The sequence below is a fragment of the Streptomyces sp. T39 genome, from assembly GCF_008042045.1.
Taxonomy (GTDB): Bacteria; Actinomycetota; Actinomycetes; order Streptomycetales; family Streptomycetaceae; genus Streptomyces.
Genome location: NZ_RDBP01000012.1, coordinates 1,365,729 through 1,389,248, shown reverse-complemented (window position 1 = coordinate 1,389,248; position 23,520 = coordinate 1,365,729). Strand labels below are relative to the sequence as shown.

Here is a 23,520-nt window from a genome sequence, read left to right as displayed (position 1 = left end):
GCAATTATTGTGAACGCCTGTAAAGCGCTCAAGCAACCCTGGAAGGGGCCAACCCATGCCTCTCGCGCTACTGGCTCTTGCGGTCGGAGCCTTCGGCATCGGCACCACCGAATTCGTGATCATAGGCCTGCTCCCGGAGGTGGCCGCCGACTTCGGAGTGTCGATCCCCACCTCCGGACTGCTGGTGACCGGCTACGCCCTGGGCGTGGTCGCCGGGGCTCCACTGATGACCGCGCTCGGCACCGAGGTCTCCCGGAAGCGGATGCTGATGCTGCTGATGGGCCTGTTCGTCGTCGGCAACCTGCTCTCGGCCGTGGCTCCGTCCTTCGGAGCGATGCTCGCCGGCCGGATCGTGGCCTCCCTCGCCCATGGCGCCTTCTTCGGCATCGGATCGGTCGTCGCCGCCGAGCTCGTCGCCCCGCACAAGAAGGCGGGTGCGATCGCGATGATGTTCACCGGGCTGACCGTCGCCAATGTCGTAGGGGTCCCCGGCGGCACCTTCATCGGTCAGTCGATCGGCTGGCGGACCACGTTCGCCGTCGTCGCCGTGCTCGGTGTCGTGGGTCTGGCCGGTGTGGCCAAGCTCGTCCCCGACATGCCCCGGCCCCAGGGCGTACGGCTGCGTGACGAAGCGGCGGCCTTCACGAACACCCAGGTGCTGCTCGCCATGGCGATGACCGTGCTCGGTTTCGGCGGGGTGTTCGCCGCGATCACCTACATCGCCCCGATGATGACCGGGACCGCCGGGTTCGCCGACTCCTCGGTCACCTGGCTGCTGGTCCTCTTCGGTCTCGGCATGGTCGGCGGCAACCTCCTGGGCGGCCGCTACGCCGACCGGCACCTCATGCCCCTGCTCTACGTCACCCTCGGGGCCCTGGCCCTGGTGCTGGCGCTGTTCACGGTCACCGCGCACCACAAGGTCCCCGCCGCGATCTCCATCGTGCTGATCGGCGCCCTCGGCTTCGCCACCGTGCCGCCGCTGCAGAAGCGGGTCCTGGACCAGGCCAAGGGGGCGCCCACGCTGGCCTCCGCCGTCAACATCGGAGCCTTCAACCTCGGCAATGCGCTCGCGGCCTGGCTGGGCGGACTGGTCATCTCGGCCGGGTTCGGACTGACCGCTCCCAACTGGGTCGGCGCCCTGCTCGCCGCCTCGGCACTCGCGCTCGCCGTCCTCTCCGCGGCCCTGGAGCGCAGGGCCGACCGGCGCGGGACGGCACCCGCCCTCCGCGTCCCGGAACGCGAGGGGCTGCCGGTCGCGCACTGAGCGCCCACCGGGAACGACCAAGGCCTTGCCGCGGGGGACAGCGCCCCGCGGCAAGGCCTCCGTCGTCGTGGCGTCAGCCGGCAGCCACCGTCAGGGGTGCGAACCGGCGCGTCCAGTCGCCGGGCAGGGCGGGTGTGGCACGGGTCATCACCGCGTTGAACGTGATCGTCTCCAGCCCCTGCCTCCTCAGCCAGGAGAGCAACTCCTCGTGCCGGACGTCGATGTCCGTGCGCAGCGGCCGGTCGGTCTGTGCGGCGAGTGAGGCGACCAGTGCCTGGGCCGTTCGCGTGTCGCGGGCGATGAGAGGGCCGATGACCTGCGTGGCCATGTTCGGCCAGGCCGCCGCGTAGCCCGTGAGCTCGCCGTCCTCCTCGGCCACCCGGATCCGGTCGGCGAAGGCGGGCAGCCGGGTGATCATGTGCGTACGGTCGACGCCGAAGACCTCGGCGTCCAGCCGGGTGACGGCGGCCATGTCATCGGCGGTCGCCGGCCGGGTCGCCACTGCCGGGACCGGTTCTGTCCCCGTGAAGTGGCCCTTGACCATCTCCGCCCTGCCCACGGTGGCGAAGCCCAGTTCCTCGTAGAGCGGCTGTCCGTTGGGCGTCGCGTGCAGGGTGACGGGGGTGTCACCGGCTTCGGCGAGCACATGGTGCATCAGGCGGCGGCCCACCCCGCGCCGGGCGTGGCGCTCGGCGACGAGCACCATGCCGATGGCCGCGAGTCCGGTGCCGTACGAGGTCAGGACGGAGGCGGCCATGAGGCCCTTGCCGTCGGGGTCGTCGATCCCGTATCCGGTGCCCGCGGTGAGCAGGAGCCCCCATTTGTGGTCTTCGCGTGGCCAGCCGCGGTTTTCGGAGAGGTCGGCGCAGGCGACGACGTCCTCGCGGGTCAGGCGCCGGATGGGGAGTTCGGGGAGCGGAGTCGACATGGGGTCAGGCTGTCCGACGCACCGATCGCGCGTCCACCCCTTTCCGGGAACCGGGCGTCCGGCGTGACGCGCTCCGCAGCCGACGGCCGCGCCGGGTGGGGCCCCAGGGCTTGAGGAGGGAGACGACCGTCATGAAGACATAGGCCGCGAGGGAGACCGCCGGGCCCATCACCAGGTCGCGGGGTTCCGGCACCGGCAGCCCCGACACGGCGGCCGCCGCGGCGCGGTCGACGCCCGGCCGCAGCAGCACGACCGAGGCGACGGTGGTGGCCAGGGTGAGCCAGAACTTGGCGACGACCCATCGGTGGCGTGCCAGGCCCCACGGGGTGCCGAGGGAGAGCACCAGACCGCTGAGCAGGGTGACGAGGGCGATCGGCAGTACCAGCCAGTCCGTGAAGACCTTCATGGACCGGTAGGAGGCCTCGGCGGCGGAGGGGCTCCCGGAGGAGAGGGCGGTGAGCGCCAGGGCGAGCAGGCCGAGGGTGAGCCCGAGCCAGCCGGCGGACGCGGTGACATGGATGGCGAGGACTCCCCGGCGGGCGGGGTGCTGGAGATGTTTCACGTGAAACACCCTGCCGGGCGGGTCCCGGCGGGCGCGTCTGACGACGGGAGTATCCCTGCGTACGAGCTGCGGCGTATGCGTGGAGCCGTCCCCGGGGGGAGGGGGGGCCGGGGGGCGGCTGCGCGGGCACGGTGAACGTGAAGATCGAGGACCGGCCGTGTGCAGAAACCGGGTTGAGGCTGGACGGGCGCGTCGGCCCCGGTGGTTCCATGTGGGCGCGGAGATCCCTGCGGGCAGCACGGCGACGCGGTGGCACGAGCTGAGGAGGGAATCGGATTCGGCTGCCCGGACTTTCCCGACTTCCTCCCCTGACCATGGGGCGCCTGACATGCTGCGACAGCGGGCAGGTGCGGACAGAGCAGGTAAGGCAGCGCGTCCGGAAGGCGGACGTGCGGGAACCGACCAGAAGATGTTCGAGGCGAGGCAGACAATGGACGCTCCGGCCACCACGTCGGCAGACAACGGGACGCCGGACGACAACGGCGGATGGTTCAGCCCTCGCAGGCAGCCGTCGCCGCATGAGCAGTCCTCCGCGGCCGACGCCGCCCCCGGCGGGACCGCCGGCCGGACCGGAGCGGGCGAGCGGAGCGGGGACGGGGAGAGCGCCGGTACGGCGGCCACGCCGTCGCGACCGGTGAGCGCCATACGGCCGGTGGGGTCGGGTGCCTCCCGGCGCGAGCGCCCACGCCTCTCCGTGGTCCCCGACCTGCCCCGGGACGAGGTGGACGACGCGGGCGACGCGGCCGCACACGGCCCGGAGAGCACCCCTGCCGGGACCGAGCACCCACCGGTCGGCTCCGCCGCGCCGGCCCGGGATCCCGGCTCGCCCGCGTCCCCCGACGCGCTCCTGGTCCGCCGCACCCTCGCCGAGATCGAGCCCGTCGCGGATCAGGTCACCTCGTACTTCTACGCCTTGCTGTTCACACGCCACCCCGCCCTGCGCGGCATGTTCCCCGTGGCCATGGACACCCAGCGCGACCGGCTGCTCAAGGCCCTGCTGACCGCCGCCGAGCACATGGACGACAGCGCGGTGCTGACGGAGTACCTCCAGCACCTGGGCCGGGGCCACCGCAAGTACGGCACGCAGCCCGCGCACTACCCCGCGGTGGGCGAGGCCCTGCTGGGCGCCCTGGCCCAGTACGCGACCAGGACGTGGGACTCCGCCGCCGAGGCGGCCTGGGTGCGCACGTACACGACGATCTCGCAGATCATGATCGACGCGGCGGCGGAGAACGAGCTCCACGCCCCCGCCTGGTGGGACGCCGAGGTGGTCTCGCACGATCTGCGGACCCCGGACATCGCGGTGGTCACCGTGCGGCCGGACACGCCGTACGCCTTCCTGGCCGGCCAGTACACGACCCTGGAGACGCCCTGGTGGCCCCGGGTGTGGCGGCACTACTCGTTCGCCGGGGCGCCGCGATCGGACGGTCTGCTGTCGTTCCATGTGAAGGCGGTCCCCGCGGGCTGGGTCTCCAACGCGCTGGTGCACCGCGCCCGCCCCGGGGACGTCCTGCGCCTCGGCCCGCCGGCCGGCTCGATGACGGTCGACCACACCACCGACAACGGTCTCCTCTGCCTCGGCGGGGGCACGGGCATCGCGCCGATCAAGGCACTCGTGGAGGACGTGGCGAAGCACGGTGAGCGGCGGACGGTCGAGGTGTTCTACGGGGCCCGCACGGACTTCGACCTCTACGACATCGACACCATGCTCCGGCTCCAGCAGGCCCATCCGTGGCTGTCGGTCCGCCCCGTGGTCGACGACCGCGCCCAGTTCCCCTCCGCGCTGCGTGAGTTCGGCAGGCACGGCCCCTGGAACGACTTCGACGCCTATCTCTCGGGGCCGCCCGGGATGATCCGCAGCGGGGTGCACGCCCTGCGCGGCATCGGCATACCCGTCGACCGCATCCGGCACGACTCCCTGGAGGATCTGGTCGCGGTCGGGAAGTGACCCCCGCCGCGAGGGCACCGCACCCGCCGGGTCAGCCGAGGTCCGGCGCGTGCATCGCCCGCACGCCCTCGATGTTGCCGTCCAGGTAGTGCCGCAGGGACAGCGGCACGAGATGGACCGCCGCGATGCCGACCCGGCTGAACGGGACCCGCACGATCTCGTACTCCCCGCACGGCTCGTCGATCTCGGGGCCGTGGCGCTGCGAGGGGTCCATCGACTCCAGCCGGCAGACGAAGAAGTGCTGCACCTTCACCCCGGTCACCCCGCCGTCGGCGATGTGCTCGACGGTGTCGACGAAGCAGGGCACCACGTCGACGATCTTGGCGCCGAGCTCCTCGTGGACCTCGCGGTGGAGGGCGTCGACGACGGTCGCGTCCTCCGGTTCGACACCGCCGCCGGGAGTGAGCCAGTAAGGATCGACGCCGGGCTTGGTGCGCTTGATCAGGACGAGATCGTCCCCGTCGAGCAGGATGGCGCGTGCGGTGCGCTTGACCACTGGTCGTTCGGTCATGGCAAGAGAGTGGCCCACGCCGCGGCGTCTGAAACGCACCGGACCGTTCGGGTGCGGGCGCTCACCATTCGGCGGCCGCGCGCAGCAGGCACTCGTGGGCCCGTGCGACATGCGGATGGGCCAGGGTGCCGGTGCGGACGACCAGGAAGTACGTGCGCAGCGGCGGGACGGGCGGCTCCAGGAGGGCGACGACCCGGCCCTGGGCCAGCGCCTCCTCGCACAGATACCGGGGCAGCACCGCGAGCCCGGCCCCGGCGGCGGTCGCTTCCAGGACGGCGCGCAGGTCCGGGGCGATGACGGCGCCGGCCGCCGCCGGACGGGACTCGAAGACGCTGTGCCAGTAGCGGGACACCAGCGGCAGCGTCTCGTGCACCTCGACCACGGGCAGCTGCTCGAGCACGACATGGCCCGTGCGCAGATCGTCGGGCCCCAGACGCGCCGCCCAGCGCGGGGCCGCCACCAGGACGTGCTCCTCGTCGCACAGGGCCGTGGCGCTCAGCAGGCCGCCGCGCGGGCGGGCGGTGGTGATGGCGATGTCGTGACGGCCGGCGGCCAGCCCGTCGAGCGACTCCTCCGCGGTGCCGAACGAGGTCCGCAGCGCGAGCCCCTGGCCGGTCAGCGGCGTCAGTGCCGGCAGGGCGCGCAGTGCGGTGAACTCCGGGGGACCGGTCAGATGCACGGTGCGGACGGCGGAGTCGCCGTCGAGTTCCGCCTCGGTGATCTCCAGCAGCGCGTCCAGATGGGGTGCCGCCCGCTGGGCGAGCTCGTCGCCGATGGTGGTCGGCGTGACACCGCGCGCCTGGCGCAGGAAGAGGGGGCGGCCCAGCTGGCGTTCGAGGGTGCGTATCTGACCGGTGACGGCGGGCTGGGAGAGGCCGAGCAGGGCGGCGGCGCGGGTGAAGGAGCCGGCCCGGTGCACCGTGACGAATGTGCGCAGCAGGGCCAGATCCATCCCATGCCCCTCCCGGTCCGACGTCTCTCCCGAACCCGGTCAACTATAAATAAGTCGATAGGTCGCTGTCGCTACTGTGATTGGACACTGACGCTCAGTCAACTAGCCTTGTCGGCACGGTTCTTCGTCAGCAGGGACCGGGGCGGTCCGAGCCACGAGGGGGGAGGCTCGGACCGTCCTCCGTCAGGCCGTTCCGCGCCGGTGAGGGCCCGGCACGGAACGGCCGCCGGGGCCGGGAGCACCGGACGACGGCCCTACGCCGTGCCCGCGGCCTCGTCGAGTGCCCGGGTCACGTCGGCCAGCAGGTCCCCGGCGTCCTCGGCGCCGACGGAGAAGCGGATGAAGCCCTCGGGCACGTCGTCCCCGCCCCAGCGCCCGCGGCGCTCGGCGGTGGAGCGGACCCCGCCGAAGCTGGTGGCGTCGTCGACGAGGCGCAGTGCGGCGAGGAAGCGCTCGGCATGGGCGCGGTCCGGCAGGACGAAGGAGACCACGCAGCCGAAGCGCCGCATCTGCTGGGCGGCGACCTTGTGCGACGGGTCGCCCGGCAGCCCCGGATACCGCAGGCCGGTGACGTCCGCACGGCGCTCCAAGACCTCGGCGAGGGCGAGTGCCGTCGCGTTCTGGCGGTCCGACCGCAACTGGAGGGTGGCGAGCGACCGGTGGGCGAGCCAGGCCTCCATGGGCCCCGGGATCGCGCCGACGATCTTGCGCCAGCGCCGCACCTCGGCCGCCCGCTCGGCGTCGCGGCAGGTCACATGGCCGAGCAGGACGTCCCCGTGGCCGGTCATGCCCTTGGTGTCGCTGGCGACCGAGAAGTCGGCGCCGAGATCGAGCGGCCGCTGGCCCAGCGGCGTGGCGAGGGTGTTGTCGACGGCGACCAGGGCGCCGGCCGCGTGCGCGGCCTCGGCCAGCCGCCGCACGTCGCAGACGTCGAGGCCGGGGTTGGACGGGGTCTCGATCCACAGCAGCCGGGCCCCGTCGAGCACCGCGAGCTGCGAGTCGTTCCGGGTGGGCGCGGTGCGCACCTCGATCCCGAAGGCCTCCAGCTGTTCGCGGAGGAGGGGGAGCGCCTGGTAGCCGTCGTCGGGGAGGACGACGGCGTCGCCGGTGCGGAGCTGGGACATCACCACGGCGGAGATCGCGGCCATCCCGGAGGCGAAGGAGACGGTGTGCACGTCCTCCCCCGGGGCCTCGAGCTCGCCGATCGCGCGCTCCAGATGCGTCCACGTCGGGTTGGAGTCACGGCCGTAGGTGTAGGGGCCGGTGGGGTCGCCGGAGAGGTGGAAGTGGGCGGCGAACACCGGTCCGGGCAGGGTCGGTTCGTACTGCAGGGGCTCCGGAAGGCCCGCGCGTACCGCTCGGGTGCCCTCGCCCAGGGGTGTCTCCGTCATGCCGCTCGCTCCTCCGCTGCGCCTGTTCCGCGCCGGAGAGGGACCTCGCCCGGCGCCGCCACCATTCTCGGGCAGCGCCGGAAGTGCTCAGTCCTTGTCCGGGAGGGCCACGTTCAGTGCCCAGGAGACCACGGAGATGATCAGGCCGCCGAGGACGGCGGTACCGAAGCCCTCCACGTGGAAGTTGAGGGAGAACTGGTCGGCGAGCCAGGACGTCAGCAGCAGCATGAGGGCATTGATCACCAGGGTGATCAGCCCGAGCGTGAGAATGAACAGCGGAAGCGTGAGCAGCTTCACGACGGGCTTCACGATGACGTTGACCAGACCGAAGATCAGCGCCACCAGCACCAGGGTGAGCGCCTTCCTGCCGGTGCTGTCCCCGGTGAGCGTGATGTCGTGCACCAGCCAGATGGCGACCAGCAGCGCCCCTGCGTTCGCGAGCGTCTTGACTACGAAATTCATCATGTGTCTGATCGTGGCAGACGTGATCGGATCAACGGCAGGGGCGGACGGCGATGAAGGCATTCCGACTGGACGAACTGGAGGCGGAACGCGCCGCGAACGACGGCGCGTATCTGCAGTTCCTGCGCGAGCGGAACATGTCGGTCGGGCTGTACGCGCTCGACGCCGGCCAGGTCGACCCGCAGCTCCCCCACAACCAGGACGAGGTCTACTTCGTCGTCAGCGGCCGGGCGTCGATCACCGTCGGGATGGAGACGACCCAGGTGGGACGGGGCAGCGTGGTCTACGTGCCGGCCGGGGTGCCGCACAAGTTCCATCACATCAGCGAGGACCTGCGGGTCATGGTGGTCTTCTCGCCCCCCGAGGGCTGACCCACGGATTCCACCGTTCCCTTAAGGGTCCGCTCCGGGGAGTCCAAGGGCTCGCGGGCCCCCGCACGCCCCGCCCCTCCGCCTAGCATCGACAGCACGCACTCGGAGAAAGAGGTACGACGATGGCTGTGCGGGAGATATTCGCGGGGATGCCCTGGTGGGTGAAGTGGATCGCGGTGCCCGTCATCGCCCTCGCCGTGTTCGGCGGACTGATCACCAGCATCGTCGGTTTCGTGATCACTGTGCTCTTCAAGGTGCTGCTCTTCGTCGCGCTGATCGGCGGACTGGTCTTCGTCGTACGGAAGTTCACGGGCTCCTCGGGCCCGTCCGGCAAGGAGTGGTGAGCCGGGGCGGCGGGCCCGTTAGCCCGCCCGGGGGAACGCTCCGCTTTATGCCTGTCACGGCGGAGGGCTGCCATTAGAGTGGCAGCTCTCTGCCGCACTCTTCGGCACCTCTCCACATGTGACGGCTCCGACCGGCGCTTTCGCCGTGTCGTGGCCGCCCAGGTGGTCGGACCGGCTGCCCGGCCGGCCGGGACCGCCGATCGGGAGACCCGGGGGTCGCGGCGGCCGCGCGGGGGCGGTTCCCGCGGGCGGGCCGCTGCCCGTCACCATGCCTGGGGGGTGACCTTTGGCCGGCGCCACGAATGCCGCTGTCCCTACCCTGATCGGCTCGGTGCAGCGTGCGTTGAGGCTGCTGGAGGCCGCGGGCGCGCACCGCGACGGTGCCCCCGCCAAGCAGCTCGCGCGGGAGACCGGGATCCCGCTTCCCACCGCCTACCACCTGCTGCGCACCCTGACGCACGAGGACTACCTCCGGCGTGACAAGGGTGTGTTCACCCTCGGCGAGGCCGTCGGCAGGCTGGCGCTCGGGGGCGAGGTGCAGAATCGTCGCAGCACGCTCGAGGAGTCCCTGACCCACTGGCGGGACGCCATCGGCGTGCCCGTGTACTTCGCGGTCTACCGCGAGGGCGAGATCGAGCTGGTGGCGGTCTCGGACACGCCGTACTCCCCCGCCGTCCACGAATGGGCGGACTTCCGGGAGACCGGTCACGCCCATGCGATCGGTCAGTGCCTGCTCAGCCAGCTCGACGAGGCGGCGCGCAAGGACCACCTGGACCGTCATCCCGTCCAGCCGGTGACACCGTACTCGGTGCGGGACCAGGCGGCGCTGATGGAACGCCTCGCCTCCATCGGCCGGATGGAACCGGTCGTGGAGCGTCAGGAGTACGCGCTCGGTACCGTCTGCGCGGCCATCCCGATCACTGTGGGTAACCTGGCCGCGACGATGGCCATTTCTCTTCCCTTGCACCAAGAACTCAGGCTGCGTCCGGCAGTTGAGCAGTTACGCGAGGGGATCGGTGGCCTTCTGAGGTCACTTGCCTTCTCTATCAGTATCTGAAAAATCACTCCTTGTGATCTGCTAGCGCTTGGAGCACGATGGCGTCAAGAGGGCCTCTGTGCCCAACGGGGATCGTTCTTGGCCAACTTCTTGCTTCGCCAGCACGGTCATTCATTGCTTCATCTACTGCGAGGTATGTGATGCGCGAGTCGGTTCAGGCCGAGGTTCTGATGAGCTTTCTCGTCTCCGACGAGCTCTCCTTCCGGATCCCGGTGGAGCTGGGCTACGAGACATCCGATCCGTACGCGGTGCGGATGACGTTCCACCTGCCCGGCGACGCGCCGGTGACCTGGGCCTTCGGTCGGGAACTGCTTCTCGACGGGATCAACGCGCCGAGCGGGGACGGCGATGTGCACATCGCGCCCACCCGGCCCGAGGCGCTCTCGGACGTCCACATCCGGCTCCGGGTCGGCGGCGACTCGGCGCTCTTCCGGGTGGGCGCCCCGCCGCTGGTCGCCTTCCTCGACCGCACCGACAAGCTCGTCCCGCTGGGTCAGGAGCTCGCGCTCGGTGACTTCGAGCTGAGCCTGGAGGAGGCGCTGGGGCGGATCCTCGCCGAGGAGAACGCCGGCTGACAGACTCCGCGGCGCGCCGCCGCGCCGGCCCGGTCCGCACGCCCGCGGCCCGGGCGGCTGCCCGTGCCGTCCCCGCCGTCGGCCGCTACCGCTTGCGGCGACGTCCCCGGCCACCCCGGACCGGTGCCGCGGGCGCCGTGCCGTTCGGCTGCTCCTGGGGGCGGTCGGCGGACACCACCAGCGCCGCGAGCACGGTCGTCACGGGCACGGACGCGACCAGGCCGATCGAGCCGATCAGCGTGCGCACGATCTCCTCCGCCACCAGCTCGCTCGTGGCCACCGTCCCCACGCTCGACTGCGCGATCGAGAAGAGCAGCAGCAGCGGGAGCGCCGCACCCGCGTACGCGAGGACCAGGGTGTTGACCACGGATGCGATGTGGTCACGGCCGATGCGGATGGCGGAGCGGTAGAGCCCGCGGGGACCCATCGCCGGGTCCGCCCGGTGCAGTTCCCAGACCGCCGACGTCTGGGTCACGGTGACGTCGTCGAGGACACCGAGCGAACCGATGATCACTCCGGCGAGCAGCAGACCGCTCATGTCGATCCCCGGGTAGAGCCCCTTGATCAGACCGGTGTTGTCGTCGGTGTTCCCGCTCAGGCTCGCCCAGCCGATGAAGAGCGAACCGAGCAGCCCGATCAGCAGCAGGGAGATCAGCGTGCCCAGCACCGCGACCGAGGTGCGGGCGTTGACCCCGTGACACAGGTACAGCGCGATGAGCATGATCGCGCTGGCTCCCACGATGGCCACCACCAGCGGGTTCGACCCCTGGAGGATGGCCGGCAGGATGAAGAGCGTCAGCACGGCGAACGAGGCGGCCAGGGCGATCAGCGCCATCACGCCGCGCATGCGGCCCACCACCACCACGACGAGCGCGAAGATGCCCGCCAACAGGGCGATGGGGAAGTCCCGGTCGACGTCCGTGACCGAGTACTGGAGATCGCGGGGCGCGTCCGGCGCGTAGGCCACGATGACGCCCTGCCCCTCCTTCAACTGGCGCGGGGCGTCGGGCTGGACGATCTCGACGAAGGTCCGCCCCTTGTCCTTGCCCGTGACGACCTCGATCGTCGCCCTGCCGCAGTCACCGCGCTGCGATGCGACCGCCTCGCGCCCCTCGGGGGTCGAGGTGTCCCCCGTGGGCGGCACCTGCGCCGCGTTGACGTCCTTGCAGTCGACCTCCTCGAGGCTCACCACCCTGCCCTGTTCGGTCTGCCGGTCGAAGCCGACTCCCGAGCGCTCGTGGCCGGGTGTCCCGCCCGGCCACAGCACCACGAGACCGACGAGGACGGCCGTCGCGAAGGGGATCAGCACCGCGGCGATGACCTTGCGAAGGTGCTGGGAAACGGGCGCTGCCGGCCCGTGACTGTGCACATGACCGTGGTCGTGGCCGTGCTGTTCGGGGTTCTGCGGCGATGAGGTCACCGACAGATCATCGCAAGAACGCGAGGGGCCCTCTGTTCAGCGCGCCAGAGCGGGCGCTAGCGTGGTGGCACCTTTGCACACGCGGGAGCTCGGAGCACCGGGCTGAGAGGGCGCTGATCGCCGTACGTCGTACGGGAAGGCTGCGCCGACCGCCGAACCTGTTACCGGGTAATGCCGGCGTAGGGAGTAGGTCTCATGACCGTATCGGACGCACGCACGCCTGCCTCCAGTCAGAACGACGAGGCCGGGAAGTCCATCGGCTGGCACAAGGGATACGTCGAGGGCTCCCGCCCCGACATCCGGGTGCCGGTCCGCACGGTGCACCTCACCAACGGCAAGGATGTGACGCTCTACGACACCTCCGGCCCGTACACCGACCCCGCCGCCGAGACCGACGTCCGCCGCGGTCTGGCGCCGCTGCGGGAGAACTGGATCACCGCGCGCGGCGACACCGAGGAGTACGCGGGGCGGCCGGTCCGCCCCGAGGACGACGGGATCAAGCACACGTCGCCGCGCGGCGGTCTGCGCAATCTCGACGCCGTCTTCCCCGGCCGCCCGCGCCAGCCGCGCCGCGGCCGCGACGGCCAGGCGGTGACCCAGCTCGCCTACGCCCGGCGGGGCGAGATCACCCCCGAGATGGAGTTCGTCGCCCTCCGCGAGAACGTCTCGCCCGAGGTGGTGCGCGAGGAGATCGCGGCGGGGCGGGCCGTGCTGCCCGCCAACGTCAACCACCCGGAGATCGAGCCGATGATCATCGGCAAGCGGTTCCTGGTGAAGGTCAACGCCAACATCGGCAACTCCGCCGTCACCTCCTCGATCGAGGAGGAGGTGGAGAAGATGACCTGGGCGACCCGCTGGGGCGCCGACACGGTCATGGACCTCTCCACCGGCCGCAACATCCACACCACCCGCGAGTGGGTGCTGCGCAACTCCCCCGTCCCCATCGGCACGGTGCCGCTCTACCAGGCGCTGGAGAAGGTCGACGGCAAGGCGGAGGAGCTGACCTGGGAGATCTACAAGGACACGGTCATCGAGCAGGCCGAGCAGGGCGTGGACTACATGACCGTCCACGCGGGCGTCCTGCTGCGGTACGTGCCCCTGACCGCGCGCCGCAAGACCGGCATCGTCTCGCGCGGCGGGTCGATCATGGCGGCGTGGTGCCTGGCGCACCACCGGGAGTCGTTCCTCTACGAGAACTTCGAGGAACTCTGCGAGATCCTCGCCGCGTACGACGTGACGTACTCCCTCGGTGACGGGCTGCGCCCCGGGTCGATCGCGGACGCCAACGACGAGGCGCAGTTCGCCGAGTTGCGGACCCTCGGCGAGCTCAACACGATCGCCAAGCGCCACCATGTGCAGACGATGATCGAGGGCCCGGGTCACGTCCCGATGCACAAGATCAAGGAGAACATCGACCTCCAGCAGGAGATCTGCGAGGAGGCGCCGTTCTACACGCTCGGCCCGCTCACCACGGACGTCGCCCCGGCGTACGACCACATCACGTCCGGCATCGGGGCGGCGATGATCGCCTGGTGGGGCACGGCCATGCTCTGCTACGTGACGCCCAAGGAGCACCTGGGCCTCCCCGACCGCGACGACGTGAAGACCGGCGTCATCACGTACAAGATCGCCGCGCACGCCGCGGACCTCGCCAAGGGGCACCCCGGCGCCCAGGAGTGGGACGACGCGCTGTCGGACGCGCGGTTCGAGTTCCGCTGGGAGGACCAGTTCAATCTGGCCCTCGACCCGGACACGGCGCGGGAGTTCCACGACCAGACGCTGCCGGCGGAGCCGGCCAAGACCGCGCACTTCTGCTCGATGTGCGGGCCGAAGTTCTGCTCGATGAAGATCTCCCAGGACATCCGCCGGGAACACGGCGGGAGCCAGGAGGAGATCGAGGCCGGGATGGCGGAGAAGTCCGCGGAGTTCGCCGCGGCGGGCAACCGAGTCTACCTGCCGTTGGCCGACTGAGCCGGGGGCGCGGCGGGGTCCGGCGGTTCACGGGGGAGCCGCCGGGCCCCGCCGCGCCACCGTGCGCCGGGTGCGGGCGGGATGCCGGGGCCGGTGCCGCATGCCGGCCGGATGGGATGCGGGTGCCGGGATGCCGGGCGCCGGGGGTCAGTCCGGCTGGTGCTCGGGGCCCCCGAAGTCCGGGCTGGAGAAGTCGGGGCTGGTGTACCGGGGGCGCCGGCCCGCGGTGCGGCCCTCGGCGGGGCTGGAGAACTCCGGACCGCTGTAGCCGATCCTGGGGATGCGGCGCACCGGCGGCCCGGCGTCCGTGGGGGCCGGCGTCTGGGGGCGCTCGGCCAGCGCGGCCCGCAGGAACGGCAGGATGCCGCGGTCCAGCAGCGCCTCGCACCATGCCTCCTTCGCGTCCCTCACCTCGGGCGGCGGCTCGTCGTGGGCTCTGCCGTCCGCGACATGGCTGGCGTCGTTGCGCAGCGCGGTGAGCAGCAGGGCGACGGCGGCGGCGAGAACGGCGGCCGCGGTGAGAGCGCCGAAGACCCATCCCGCGGAGAGCAGGGTGTCGGCGAAGGCAGGCGGCGGGCTGAGCATCTTCAGCAGGTAGCCGGCGATCAGGAAGATCGCCGCGGCGGTTCCCGCGAGCAGCGGGGCGAGCACGGCGACCACGGCGGCGACACCCGCGCCGCTCTCCGCCGCCCCGACGGCCGGTCCGAGCCCGGCCGTTCCGTGTCCCGTGCCGCCCGCCGCGGCGCGCACCTCGGCGCGGACCTTCACGTAGTGCTCGTACTCGGCGGCGGCCGACGCGACGATGAGTGCCGTCGCGTTCAGCGCCATGGTGCGCAGCTGTTCGGTGCTCAGTCGTGCCGTCCCGGCGGCCGGTTCCCGGCGTGCCCGGTCGTCGCGCAGTGCTTCGTCGAGGACGCGCTCGTACTCTGCGCGGTCCTCGGTCAGCAGGTGCGGAGCGCTGTTCATGTGCATCCCCCGATGCTCCGTAGGCCGCGGATCGCCCGTCGGTGCCGGGCAATGGGGCGTAAACGGAGGAGAGCCTGCTACGGATAAGCCGATGGTAGAGCGGCGACGGCGCGGCGTGACAGAGGGTTTCCGTAAATCGCCCGTCGCGAACCGGCTCAGTCCTGGAGGGGGAGCTGTTGTACGAGAAGCTTTCCGGCCATGGTCACTCCGCCGTCCATGGCGATGGCGAGACCGTCCGCGTACACATGGGGGCCGTCGACCAGGGGGCGGGCGCCGTCCTCGCCGTCCTCGGTGCCGACTTCGCCGAGCAGGTACGGGATGGGGCTGTGCCCGTGCACCACGCGCCGGCCGCCGTAGGCGGCGAGCAGCTCGCGGACCGCGTCCGGGCCGCCCTCGTCACGGAAGGCGAAGCGCTTGGTGAACTTGCGGAACAGGTCCCAGCACTGGTCGGCGTCGTTGAGGGTGAGGACCTGGTGCACCGCGTCGTTGACGTCCTCGATCGTGGTGCCGTAGTCGAGGTACGCGGTGGTGTCGGAGTGCAGCAGCAGGTGGCCGTCCTCCTCGACGATGGCGTCGAGCCGGGCCATCCACTGGAGGTGGACCTCCTGGAGCCGGTCCATGTCGTACTTCTGGCCGCCGTTGAGCAGCCAGGCCGCCTGGAAGGTGGCGGTGCCGGCGCCGGAGTTGACGGGGGTGTCGCCGAAGCGCTTGGCGCCCAGCAGCAACAGCTCGTGGTTGCCCATCAGAGCCTTGCAGTAGCCGCCCGCGGCCGCCGCCTCGGCGGAGAGCCGCATCACGAGGTCGATGACCCCGATGCCGTCGGGACCGCGGTCGGTGAAGTCGCCGAGGAACCACAGGCGGGCGTTGCCGGCCGCCCAGCGCAGGTCCGCGTCGATGATGCCCTGCTCGGCGAGGGCGGCGACCAGTTCCTCGAGGTAGCCGTGGACGTCGCCGACGACGTACAGCGGGCCGCGGCCGGGGGGCGCGGGCTGCGGGTCGGGTTCGACCCGCACCTGGACGGTGTCGCCCGGGCCGCCGCGGCTGATCACCGGCAGGTCGCGGGCGGTGGGCGTGTAGCCCTCCGGCATCTCGCCCTCCGGGACCGCGTTGCCGGGGTGCCCCGGGTCCGCGGCCTGCGACTGCACCGGCACCTGAGCGTACGGCGGCACGCGGAAATCGCGCAGCGTCGCCGTCCGCACCACGGGTCCCTGACCGGCCCCCTGAGTCATCGACCCCTCCACACCGTCGCGCCGCCGTTCACCTCTCGGCCCAGCCTGGTCGGGGTGGTCCGCGGTGTCGTTCGCCCATCATAGGAATGAGCCCGGCGGTGTGTGACGCACCAGGGGTGATGAATCCTTCCGCACCCCCGGTTCGCCGGCCGATTCATCCCTATTCGGAAGGTCTAGTCCTTCGCGGGAGACCGTGGGGCGCTGACCGTGGTCCGCGGGGGGCGGCGCTGGGACGACGTCCTGACGATCAGTTCGGTCGGTATCACCTGCTCGACCGGCCGGTCCTCGTCGATCCCCTCGATGGCGTCGATCAGCAGCTGGACCACGGCCGTGCCGATGCGGCGCGGCTTCAGGGAGAGCGTGGTGATGGGTGGCTCGGTGGTCGCGTAGACCGTGGACTCGCTGCAGCACACCAGCAGCAGGTCGTCCGGGACGCGCAGCCCGTAGCGGCGGGCGGCGGCCAGCAGGTCGGTGCCGTTGGGGTCGAAGAGGCCGTAGACGGCGTCGGGGCGGTCGGGCCGGGCGAGCAGCCGGTCGGCGGCGACCGCGCCCGCGCAGGGGTCGTGCGCGGGATAGGACTCGTAGACCGGGTCCTGGCCCACGCGCGCGCACCAGTCGAGGTAGGCGGTGGTCGACAACCGGGTGTAGGTGTCCGTGGTGGTGCCGGTGAGCAGGCCGATCCGGCGGGCGCCGGCCGCGGCGAGATGGTCGAGCAGGTCGAGGACGGCGGCCTCGTGGTCGTTGTCGACCCAGGCGGTGACGGGCAGCGTGCCGGCCGGGCGGCCGTCGGAGACGACCGGCAGCCCCTGGCGGACCAGCTCGGTCACGACGGGGTCGTGGTCGGAGGGGTCGATGACGACGGTGCCGTCGAGGGCGACGTTCGACCAGACGTCGTGGCGTGAGGTGGCGGGCAGGATGACCAGCGCGTAGCCGCGGGCGAGCGCCGCCGATGTGGCGGCTCTGGCCATCTCCGCGAAGTAGGCGAACTCCGTGAAGGTGAAAGGTTCATCCCCGTAGGTCGTCACGGTGAGGCCGATTAAGCCGGACTTCCCGGTACGAAGGGTGCGGGCGGCGGCCGAGGGGCGGTAGCCCAGCCGGTCGGCGACCTCCCTGACGTGCCGACGGGTGGCGTCCGGGAGTCTGCCCTTCCCGTTGAGCGCGTCGGAGACGGTCGTGATCGAGACGCCGGCCGCGGCGGCGACGTCCCGGATGCCCGCCCGTCCTTGCCGACCGCCCCGGCGGGATGTTTCCGTCCGGCTCACCTGGTGCTTCCCTGCTGCTGTCATGGCGTGCCGATAGTAGGGCGCGGGCGGTGGGTCTGGCCGGTCGCATATGCACACGTTGACAGGCACGTTTCTGCATGATCATTAAGCAGCAAAAGCCTTACTTAACAAGGAAGTTGAGCCTATCGGTTGCAGAGTTGCCGCTATCGGCGCGCGTGGACCTGTTGAGGGGTCCATGTTGCGAAGAGGTCTCAACTCACCACTACGGGTGATGCGCGCCACGGAGTGAGCCAGGGGCGCGCGCCAGGGCGGCGTGCTCCCCCCTTCCTTTCCGCGGGCCATTCGCAGCGGAGGCGAATCCTCATAAGGTGAGCAGTATTGGTGTGCGGAGGCCCGGTGTCCCGTACCGACGCGCACCGCGGTACCGAGTGGCATGACGGTCTGAGGAGGACCTGCGGTGAGCGAGACGAGTCCCAAGCTCCGCGCCGAGCTGGACGGCATCCCCACGTACAAGCCGGGCAAGCCGGCGGCGGCCGACGGCCCGGCCGCCTTCAAGCTGTCCTCCAACGAGAATCCCTATCCGCCGCTCCCGGGGGTGATGGAGACCGCGGTCGCCGCCGCGCGGAACTTCAACCGCTACCCCGACATGGCGTGCAGCGGCCTGATGAACGAACTCTCCGAGCGGTTCGGCGTGCCGGCGACGCATCTGGCGACCGGCACCGGCTCGGTGGGGGTGGCCCAGTCGCTGATCCAGTCGACCTCGGGCCCGGGCGACGAGGTGATGTACGCCTGGCGCTCCTTCGAGGCGTACCCGATCATCACGCAGATCAGCGGGGCGACCCCGGTCCAGGTGCCGCTCACCGCCGGCGACGTGCACGACCTGGACGCGATGGCCGACGCGATCACCGAGCGGACCAGGCTGATCTTCGTCTGCAACCCCAACAACCCGACCGGCACCGTCGTGCGCCGTGCCGAGCTGGAACGCTTCCTCGACCGGGTGCCGTCCGACGTGCTGGTGGTCCTGGACGAGGCGTACCGGGAGTTCATCCGGGACACGGAGGTCCCGGACGGCCTGGAGATCTACCGGGACCGGCCGAACGTGGCCGTGCTGCGGACCTTCTCGAAGGCGTACGGGCTCGCCGGGCTGCGGGTGGGCTTCGCGGTGGCCCACGAGCCGGTGGCCGCCGCGCTGCGCAAGACCGCGGTGCCGTTCGGCGTCTCGCAGCTGGCCCAGGACGCGGCCGTCGCCTCGCTGCGCGCCGAGGACGAGCTCCTCGGCCGGGTCGGCTCGCTGGTCTGCGAACGCACCCGGGTGTACGAGGGGCTGGTCGGCCAGGGATGGACGGTGCCGGAGACCCAGGCGAACTTCGTGTGGCTGCGTCTCGGCGAGCGCACCCTCGACTTCGCGGCTGCCTGCGAGAAGGCGGGTGTCGTGGTGCGCCCGTTCGCGGGGGAGGGCGTGCGCGTGACCATCGGCGAGGACGAGGCCAACGACGTCTTCCTGCACACGGCGGAAGCCTTCCGCAAGACGCTGGCGGGCTGACGGCGCCGGGTCCGGGAATGCCCGGACCCGGACCCCGCCCACCCGACGGGACCCCGGTGAGCGCCCTGCCCACCGGGGTCCCGTCGCGTGCGGTGGCTCAAAGGACCCCCCGGCAAACAGTGCGGATTTCGTGTGCGCCATAATGCTTGTGAATGTGAACGCGTTCACAAGCTCGTCCGGCTGCTCCCGCTCTGTGGGGGTATGCCGGGTGGGCAACCCTCGGTCACCACGCCGACGTAAGGAGAGACGACGTGGATTCGAGCCTCGCACTGGCGCCGGAGACCCTGGCCCGCTGGCAGTTCGGCATCACCACCGTCTACCACTTCCTCTTCGTGCCGCTGACGATCTCGCTCGCCGCCCTCACCGCCGGCCTGCAGACGGCCTGGGTACGGACCGACAAGGAGAAGTACCTCAGGGCGACCAAGTTCTGGGGGAAGCTCTTCCTGATCAACATCGCCATGGGTGTGGTCACCGGGATCGTGCAGGAGTTCCAGTTCGGCATGAACTGGTCCGACTACTCGCGCTTCGTCGGCGACGTCTTCGGCGCCCCGCTCGCCTTCGAGGCGCTCATCGCCTTCTTCTTCGAGTCGACCTTCATCGGCCTGTGGATCTTCGGCTGGGACAAGCTGCCCAAGAAGATCCACCTGGCCTGCATATGGATGGTCTCGATCGGCACGATCCTGTCGGCCTACTTCATCCTCGCGGCCAACTCCTGGATGCAGCACCCCGTCGGCTACCGGATCGACGAGGAGCGCGGCCGCGCGGAGCTGACGGACTTCTGGCTGGTCCTGACCCAGAACACCGCGCTCACCCAGTTCTTCCACACCATCACCGCGGCCTTCCTCGTCGGCGGCGCCTTCATGGTCGGCATCGCCGCCTACCACCTCGCCCGCAGGAAGCACATCCCGGTGATGCGCACCTCGCTGCGGCTCGGCCTGGTGACCGTCGCCGTCGCCGGTCTGCTCACCGCGGTCAGCGGTGACCTGCTGGGCAAGGTGATGTTCAAGCAGCAGCCCATGAAGATGGCCGCAGCGGAGGCGCTCTGGGAGGGCGAGGCGCCCGCGCCGTTCTCGATCTTCGCCTACGGGGATGTGGACGCCGGCCACAACAAGGTCGCGATCGAGATACCCGGCCTGCTGTCCTTCCTGGCCAACGACGACTTCAGCTCGTACGTCCCCGGGATCAACGACATCAACAAGGCCGAACAGGAGAAGTTCGGTCCGGGGGACTACCGGCCCAACATCCCGGTCGCCTACTGGGGCTTCCGGTGGATGATCGGCTTCGGCATGGCCTCCCTCACCATCGGGATGCTCGGCCTCTGGCTGACCCGCAAGAGGTTCCTGCTGCCACCCGCCCTGCGGACCGGCGAGGACGAGGTGCCGCATCTGGTCCTCTTCCGGAACAAGGCCCTCGCGCCGCGCTTCGCCCGCTGGTACTGGCTGATCGCCCTGTGGACCATGACCTTCCCGCTGATCGCCAGCTCCTGGGGCTGGATCTTCACCGAGATGGGCCGTCAGCCCTGGGTCGTCTACGGCGTGCTGCGCACCAGCGACGCGGTCTCCCCCGGTGTCTCCCAGGGCGAGGTGCTCACCTCGATGATCGCCTTCACCCTGCTCTACGCCGTGCTCGCGGTGATCGAGGTCAAGCTCCTCGTGAAGTACGTCAAGGCCGGCCCGCCCGAGCTCACCGAGGCGGACCTCAACCCGCCCACCCGGATCGGCGGCGACGACCGCGACCCCGACCGGCCGATGGCCTTCTCGTACTGAGCCCACCGAGAGCACTGAGAGCGCTGAGGAGCTGATGGGGCATGGAACTCCACAACGTCTGGTTCGTACTCATCGCCGTCCTGTGGACCGGCTACCTCTTCCTGGAGGGCTTCGACTTCGGCATCGGGGTCCTGACCAAGCTGCTCGCCCGTGACCGCGCCGAGCGGCGGGTGCTGATCAACACGATCGGGCCGGTCTGGGACGGCAACGAGGTGTGGCTGCTGACCGCCGGCGGAGCGACGTTCGCCGCCTTCCCCGACTGGTACGCCACGCTCTTCTCCGGCTTCTACCTGCCGCTGCTGCTGATCCTCGTCTGCCTCATCGTGCGCGGCGTCGCCTTCGAGTACCGGCACAAGCGGGATGAGGAGCGCTGGCAGACCAACTGGGAGCACGCGATCTTCTGGACCTCGCTGCTGCCCGCCGTGCTCTGGGGAGTCGCCTTCGGCAACATCGTGCGGGGTGTGGCGATCGACGCGGACAAGGAGTTCGTGGGAGGTCTGTCCGATCTGCTCAACCCGTACGCGCTCCTCGGCGGAGCGGTGACCCTCGCTCTCTTCACCTTCCACGGCGCGGTGTTCGCAGCGCTGAAGACGGTCGGGGACATCCGGGTACGGGCCGGCAGGCTCGCGTTCCGGCTCGGCCTCGCGGCAGCGGTGCCGGCGGCGGGTTTCCTGCTCTGGACCCAGGTGCTGCGCGGCGACGGACCGAGCCTGGTGGCGCTGGCAGTCGCCGTGGCGGCGCTGCTCGGCGCGATCGGGGCGATCAAGGCGGGCAGGGAGGGCTGGTCGTTCGCGCTGTCCGGCGTCACGATCGCGGCCGCGGTCGCGATGCTCTTCCTGGCGCTCTTCCCGGACGTGATGCCGTCCACGCTGAACGAGGAGTGGAGCCTGACGGTCACCAACGCCTCGTCGAGTCCGTACACGCTGAAGATCATGACCTGGCTCGCGGTCATCGCCACCCCGCTGGTGCTGCTCTACCAGGGCTGGACCTACTGGGTGTTCCGCAAGCGGATCGGCACCCAGCACCTGGCCGACTCGCACTAGCCCGCGTACCAGCGAGGAGATGTTTCACGTGAAACCGATCGACCCGCGGCTGCTGCGGTACGCCAGGGCCACCCGCGTCTTCCTGGTGTCCTTGGTGGTGCTCGGCCTGCTCGGCGCGGCACTCGTCGTGGCCCAGGCCATGCTCGTCGCCGAGGTGGTCGTCGGCGGCTTCCAGCAGGGACTCTCCGCGTCGGGGCTGACCACCCCGCTGGTCCTGCTGGCGGCCGTGGCGGCCGGGCGCGCGGTCGTCTCCTGGCTCACCGAGCTGGCGGCCCACCGGGCCGGCGCCGCGGTCAAGTCCGAACTGCGCGGGCGACTGCTGGAGCGGGCGGCAGAGCTGGGGCCGGGCTGGCTGAGCGGTCAGCGCAGCGGGTCGCTGGTGGCCCTGGCGACGCGGGGCATCGACGCCCTCGACGACTACTTCTCGCGCTATCTCCCCCAGCTCGGACTCGCCGTCGTCGTCCCCGTGGCCGTCCTCGCACGGATCGTCACCGACGACTGGGTCTCCGCCGCGATCATCGTCGGGACCCTGCCGCTGATCCCGCTCTTCATGGTGCTCATCGGGTGGGCGACGCAGACGCGGATGGACCGGCAGTGGCAGCTGCTCTCCCGGCTCTCCGGGCACTTCCTGGACGTGGTGGCCGGTCTGCCCACGCTCAAGGTCTTCGGGCGGGCGAAGGCGCAGGCGGACTCGATCCGTACGATCACCGCGCAGTACCGGCAGGCCACCCTGCGCACCCTGCGCATCGCCTTCCTGTCCTCCTTCGCCCTGGAGCTGCTGTCGACGCTGTCGGTGGCCCTGGTCGCCGTGACCATCGGCATGCGGCTGGTGCACGGCGAACTCGACCTCTACACCGGCCTGGTGATCCTGATCCTGGCTCCGGAGGCCTACCTCCCGCTGCGTCAGGTGGGGGCCCAGTACCACGCGGCCGCCGAGGGGCTGTCGGCCGCCGAGGAGATCTTCGAGATCCTTGGCACCCGGCCGCGGCCCACCGGAACGGCCCCCGTACCGGCGGACCTCCGGCTGGAGTTCGACGGCCTGAGCGTGCGGCACGCGGGGCGCGGCGAGGCGACCCCCCACCGGGCGTCGCTCGTGGTGGAACCCGGCGAGACGGTGGCACTGACCGGGGAGAGCGGCACGGGGAAGTCGACCCTGCTGGATGTGGTGCTGGGATTCGCCGAACCCTCCGAGGGGCGGGTGCTCGTCGGGGGCCGGGAGCTGGGCGACATCGATCCCGTGCTCTGGCGGCAGCGGATCGCCTGGGTCCCGCAGCGGCCCTGCCTGTTCGCCGGGACGGTCGCCGACAACGTGCGCCTCGCCCGGCCGGACGCCGACGACGCCGAGGTGCTCGACGCCCTGCGCCAGGCGGGCGCCCACGACGTCGTGGCGGCGCTCCCCCAGGGCGCCGAGACCCTGCTCGGCGAGGACGGCGCCGGCCTCTCGGCGGGCCAGCGGCAGCGGATCGCCCTGGCGAGGGCGTTCCTCGCCGACCGGCCGGTGCTGCTGCTCGACGAGCCGACCGCAGCCCTGGACGGCGAGACCGAGGCCGGAATCGTCGAGGCGGTCGGACGCCTGGCCCGGGGACGTACGGTCCTGCTCGTCGTGCACCGGCCCGCCCTGCTCTCCCTCGCCGACCGGGTCGTGACGCTGGCGCGACGGCCGGAGGAGGCCGTGGCGGAGGCTGCGGAGAACGGGGCGGCGGCCGGGGGCGGCCGTACCGCGTCGGTGGAGCCCGCGGACGAGCGCGGCGCGGTGGGCGTCCCCGTGCAGGAGCGCGGTGGGCCGTCCGGCTCGGCGGGAGACGCCGGCGGGACGGCGGGCGTCCTTCGCCGGGAGGCCGGCGGCCCGGCGGCCGGGGGCGGTCTCCTCGGCCCGGAGGCCGGCGGTGAGGTGGCCGCGACCGGCGGGACGGCGGGCGCCCCTCGCCCGGAGGCCGGCGGTCAGGCGGAATCGTTCGGGGGCGGGGCCGCGCCGGAGGCCGGGGGGCGGGGGC

21 protein-coding genes and 1 riboswitch are annotated in these 23,520 nt (G+C 71.3%); of the genes, 11 read left to right on the top strand and 10 right to left on the bottom strand.

What is annotated here, in order from left to right; all coding sequences use genetic code 11:
- Nucleotides 1-55: 55 nt before the first annotated feature.
- Nucleotides 56-1,264, top strand: a complete 1,209-nt coding sequence (locus EAO77_RS07185) for an MFS transporter (protein WP_147987217.1) — start codon at nucleotides 56-58, stop codon at nucleotides 1,262-1,264.
- A gap of 73 nt (nucleotides 1,265-1,337) precedes the next feature.
- On the opposite strand, the gene EAO77_RS07180 is transcribed toward EAO77_RS07185, so the two are convergent.
- Both EAO77_RS07180 and EAO77_RS07175 read right to left on the bottom strand, forming a co-directional pair.
- Nucleotides 1,338-2,192, bottom strand: coding sequence for a GNAT family N-acetyltransferase (locus tag EAO77_RS07180; protein WP_147987216.1), 855 nt, complete (start codon nucleotides 2,190-2,192; stop codon nucleotides 1,338-1,340).
- A 4-nt stretch (nucleotides 2,193-2,196) separates the two neighbouring features.
- Entirely contained in the window at nucleotides 2,197-2,754 is a 558-nt protein-coding gene (locus tag EAO77_RS07175) for a DUF2269 family protein (protein WP_147987215.1), read from the bottom strand.
- 409 nt (nucleotides 2,755-3,163) lie between these two features.
- On the opposite strand from EAO77_RS07175, the gene EAO77_RS07170 reads away from it, so the two are divergent.
- Complete coding sequence (locus EAO77_RS07170; protein WP_410088307.1) at nucleotides 3,164-4,702, top strand: globin domain-containing protein; 1,539 nt, start codon at nucleotides 3,164-3,166, stop codon at nucleotides 4,700-4,702.
- A gap of 31 nt (nucleotides 4,703-4,733) precedes the next feature.
- On the opposite strand, the gene EAO77_RS07165 is transcribed toward EAO77_RS07170, so the two are convergent.
- The 4 genes from EAO77_RS07165 to EAO77_RS07150 all read right to left on the bottom strand — a co-directional run bounded on the left by EAO77_RS07165 (nucleotide 4,734) and on the right by EAO77_RS07150 (nucleotide 8,021).
- Nucleotides 4,734-5,213 carry an NUDIX domain-containing protein gene (locus tag EAO77_RS07165; protein ID WP_147987213.1) on the bottom strand — a complete coding sequence of 160 codons (480 nt, stop codon included), beginning with the start codon at nucleotides 5,211-5,213 and terminating at the stop codon, nucleotides 4,734-4,736.
- A gap of 61 nt (nucleotides 5,214-5,274) precedes the next feature.
- Nucleotides 5,275-6,165: a LysR family transcriptional regulator gene (locus EAO77_RS07160; RefSeq protein ID WP_147987212.1), complete on the bottom strand. Its 891-nt coding sequence runs from the start codon at nucleotides 6,163-6,165 to the stop codon at nucleotides 5,275-5,277.
- A gap of 254 nt (nucleotides 6,166-6,419) precedes the next feature.
- A complete protein-coding gene (locus EAO77_RS07155) occupies nucleotides 6,420-7,556 on the bottom strand; it encodes a cystathionine gamma-lyase (RefSeq protein WP_147987211.1) in 1,137 nt (378 codons plus the stop codon).
- An 87-nt stretch (nucleotides 7,557-7,643) separates the two neighbouring features.
- A complete protein-coding gene (locus tag EAO77_RS07150; RefSeq protein ID WP_147987210.1) occupies nucleotides 7,644-8,021 on the bottom strand; it encodes a phage holin family protein in 378 nt (125 codons plus the stop codon).
- Nucleotides 8,022-8,071: 50 nt separating this feature from the next.
- Between EAO77_RS07150 and EAO77_RS07145 the strand changes: the two genes are divergently transcribed.
- The 4 genes from EAO77_RS07145 (at nucleotide 8,072) to EAO77_RS07125 (ending at nucleotide 10,365) form a co-directional block, all read left to right on the top strand.
- Nucleotides 8,072-8,389, top strand: coding sequence for a cupin domain-containing protein (locus tag EAO77_RS07145; RefSeq protein WP_147987209.1), 318 nt, complete (start codon nucleotides 8,072-8,074; stop codon nucleotides 8,387-8,389).
- 122 nt (nucleotides 8,390-8,511) lie between these two features.
- On the top strand, nucleotides 8,512-8,733 hold the full coding sequence (locus EAO77_RS07140) for a DUF5326 family protein (protein ID WP_147987208.1): 222 nt from the start codon (nucleotides 8,512-8,514) through the stop codon (nucleotides 8,731-8,733).
- 286 nt (nucleotides 8,734-9,019) lie between these two features.
- Nucleotides 9,020-9,790, top strand: coding sequence for an IclR family transcriptional regulator (locus tag EAO77_RS07130; RefSeq protein WP_147987206.1), 771 nt, complete (start codon nucleotides 9,020-9,022; stop codon nucleotides 9,788-9,790).
- A gap of 140 nt (nucleotides 9,791-9,930) precedes the next feature.
- On the top strand, nucleotides 9,931-10,365 hold the full coding sequence (locus EAO77_RS07125) for an SsgA family sporulation/cell division regulator (protein WP_147987205.1): 435 nt from the start codon (nucleotides 9,931-9,933) through the stop codon (nucleotides 10,363-10,365).
- 85 nt (nucleotides 10,366-10,450) lie between these two features.
- Here the strand turns inward: EAO77_RS07125 and EAO77_RS07120 are convergent, their stop codons facing one another.
- Nucleotides 10,451-11,785, bottom strand: a complete 1,335-nt coding sequence (locus EAO77_RS07120) for a YibE/F family protein (protein ID WP_147987204.1) — start codon at nucleotides 11,783-11,785, stop codon at nucleotides 10,451-10,453.
- A 71-nt stretch (nucleotides 11,786-11,856) separates the two neighbouring features.
- Nucleotides 11,857-11,988: riboswitch (TPP riboswitch) on the top strand.
- On the opposite strand from EAO77_RS07120, the gene thiC reads away from it, so the two are divergent.
- Nucleotides 11,981-13,756, top strand: coding sequence for a phosphomethylpyrimidine synthase ThiC (gene thiC / locus EAO77_RS07115; protein ID WP_147987203.1), 1,776 nt, complete (start codon nucleotides 11,981-11,983; stop codon nucleotides 13,754-13,756). (Overlaps the previous riboswitch by 8 nt.)
- 147 nt (nucleotides 13,757-13,903) lie before the next feature.
- Here thiC and EAO77_RS07110 read toward each other — a convergent pair whose 3' ends face one another.
- From EAO77_RS07110 to EAO77_RS07100, 3 genes are all read right to left on the bottom strand, one after another.
- Nucleotides 13,904-14,728: a hypothetical protein gene (locus EAO77_RS07110; RefSeq protein WP_187283142.1), complete on the bottom strand. Its 825-nt coding sequence runs from the start codon at nucleotides 14,726-14,728 to the stop codon at nucleotides 13,904-13,906.
- Between the two features lie 149 nt (nucleotides 14,729-14,877).
- Nucleotides 14,878-15,951, bottom strand: a complete 1,074-nt coding sequence (locus tag EAO77_RS07105) for a metallophosphoesterase (RefSeq protein ID WP_147987202.1) — start codon at nucleotides 15,949-15,951, stop codon at nucleotides 14,878-14,880.
- A 173-nt stretch (nucleotides 15,952-16,124) separates the two neighbouring features.
- Nucleotides 16,125-17,237: a LacI family DNA-binding transcriptional regulator gene (locus EAO77_RS07100; protein ID WP_147987201.1), complete on the bottom strand. Its 1,113-nt coding sequence runs from the start codon at nucleotides 17,235-17,237 to the stop codon at nucleotides 16,125-16,127.
- Between the two features lie 394 nt (nucleotides 17,238-17,631).
- On the opposite strand from EAO77_RS07100, the gene hisC reads away from it, so the two are divergent.
- The 4 genes from hisC to cydD form a co-directional block, all read left to right on the top strand.
- Nucleotides 17,632-18,717, top strand: a complete 1,086-nt coding sequence (hisC, locus tag EAO77_RS07095; RefSeq protein ID WP_147987200.1) for a histidinol-phosphate transaminase — start codon at nucleotides 17,632-17,634, stop codon at nucleotides 18,715-18,717.
- A 251-nt stretch (nucleotides 18,718-18,968) separates the two neighbouring features.
- On the top strand, nucleotides 18,969-20,483 hold the full coding sequence (locus tag EAO77_RS07090; protein WP_147987199.1) for a cytochrome ubiquinol oxidase subunit I: 1,515 nt from the start codon (nucleotides 18,969-18,971) through the stop codon (nucleotides 20,481-20,483).
- Nucleotides 20,484-20,524: 41 nt separating this feature from the next.
- Nucleotides 20,525-21,526, top strand: coding sequence for a cytochrome d ubiquinol oxidase subunit II (cydB, locus tag EAO77_RS07085; protein ID WP_147987198.1), 1,002 nt, complete (start codon nucleotides 20,525-20,527; stop codon nucleotides 21,524-21,526).
- 28 nt (nucleotides 21,527-21,554) lie between these two features.
- Nucleotides 21,555-23,520, top strand: a 1,966-nt coding sequence (cydD, locus tag EAO77_RS07080) for a thiol reductant ABC exporter subunit CydD (protein WP_261993830.1), incomplete at its 3' end; no start/stop codon positions are given.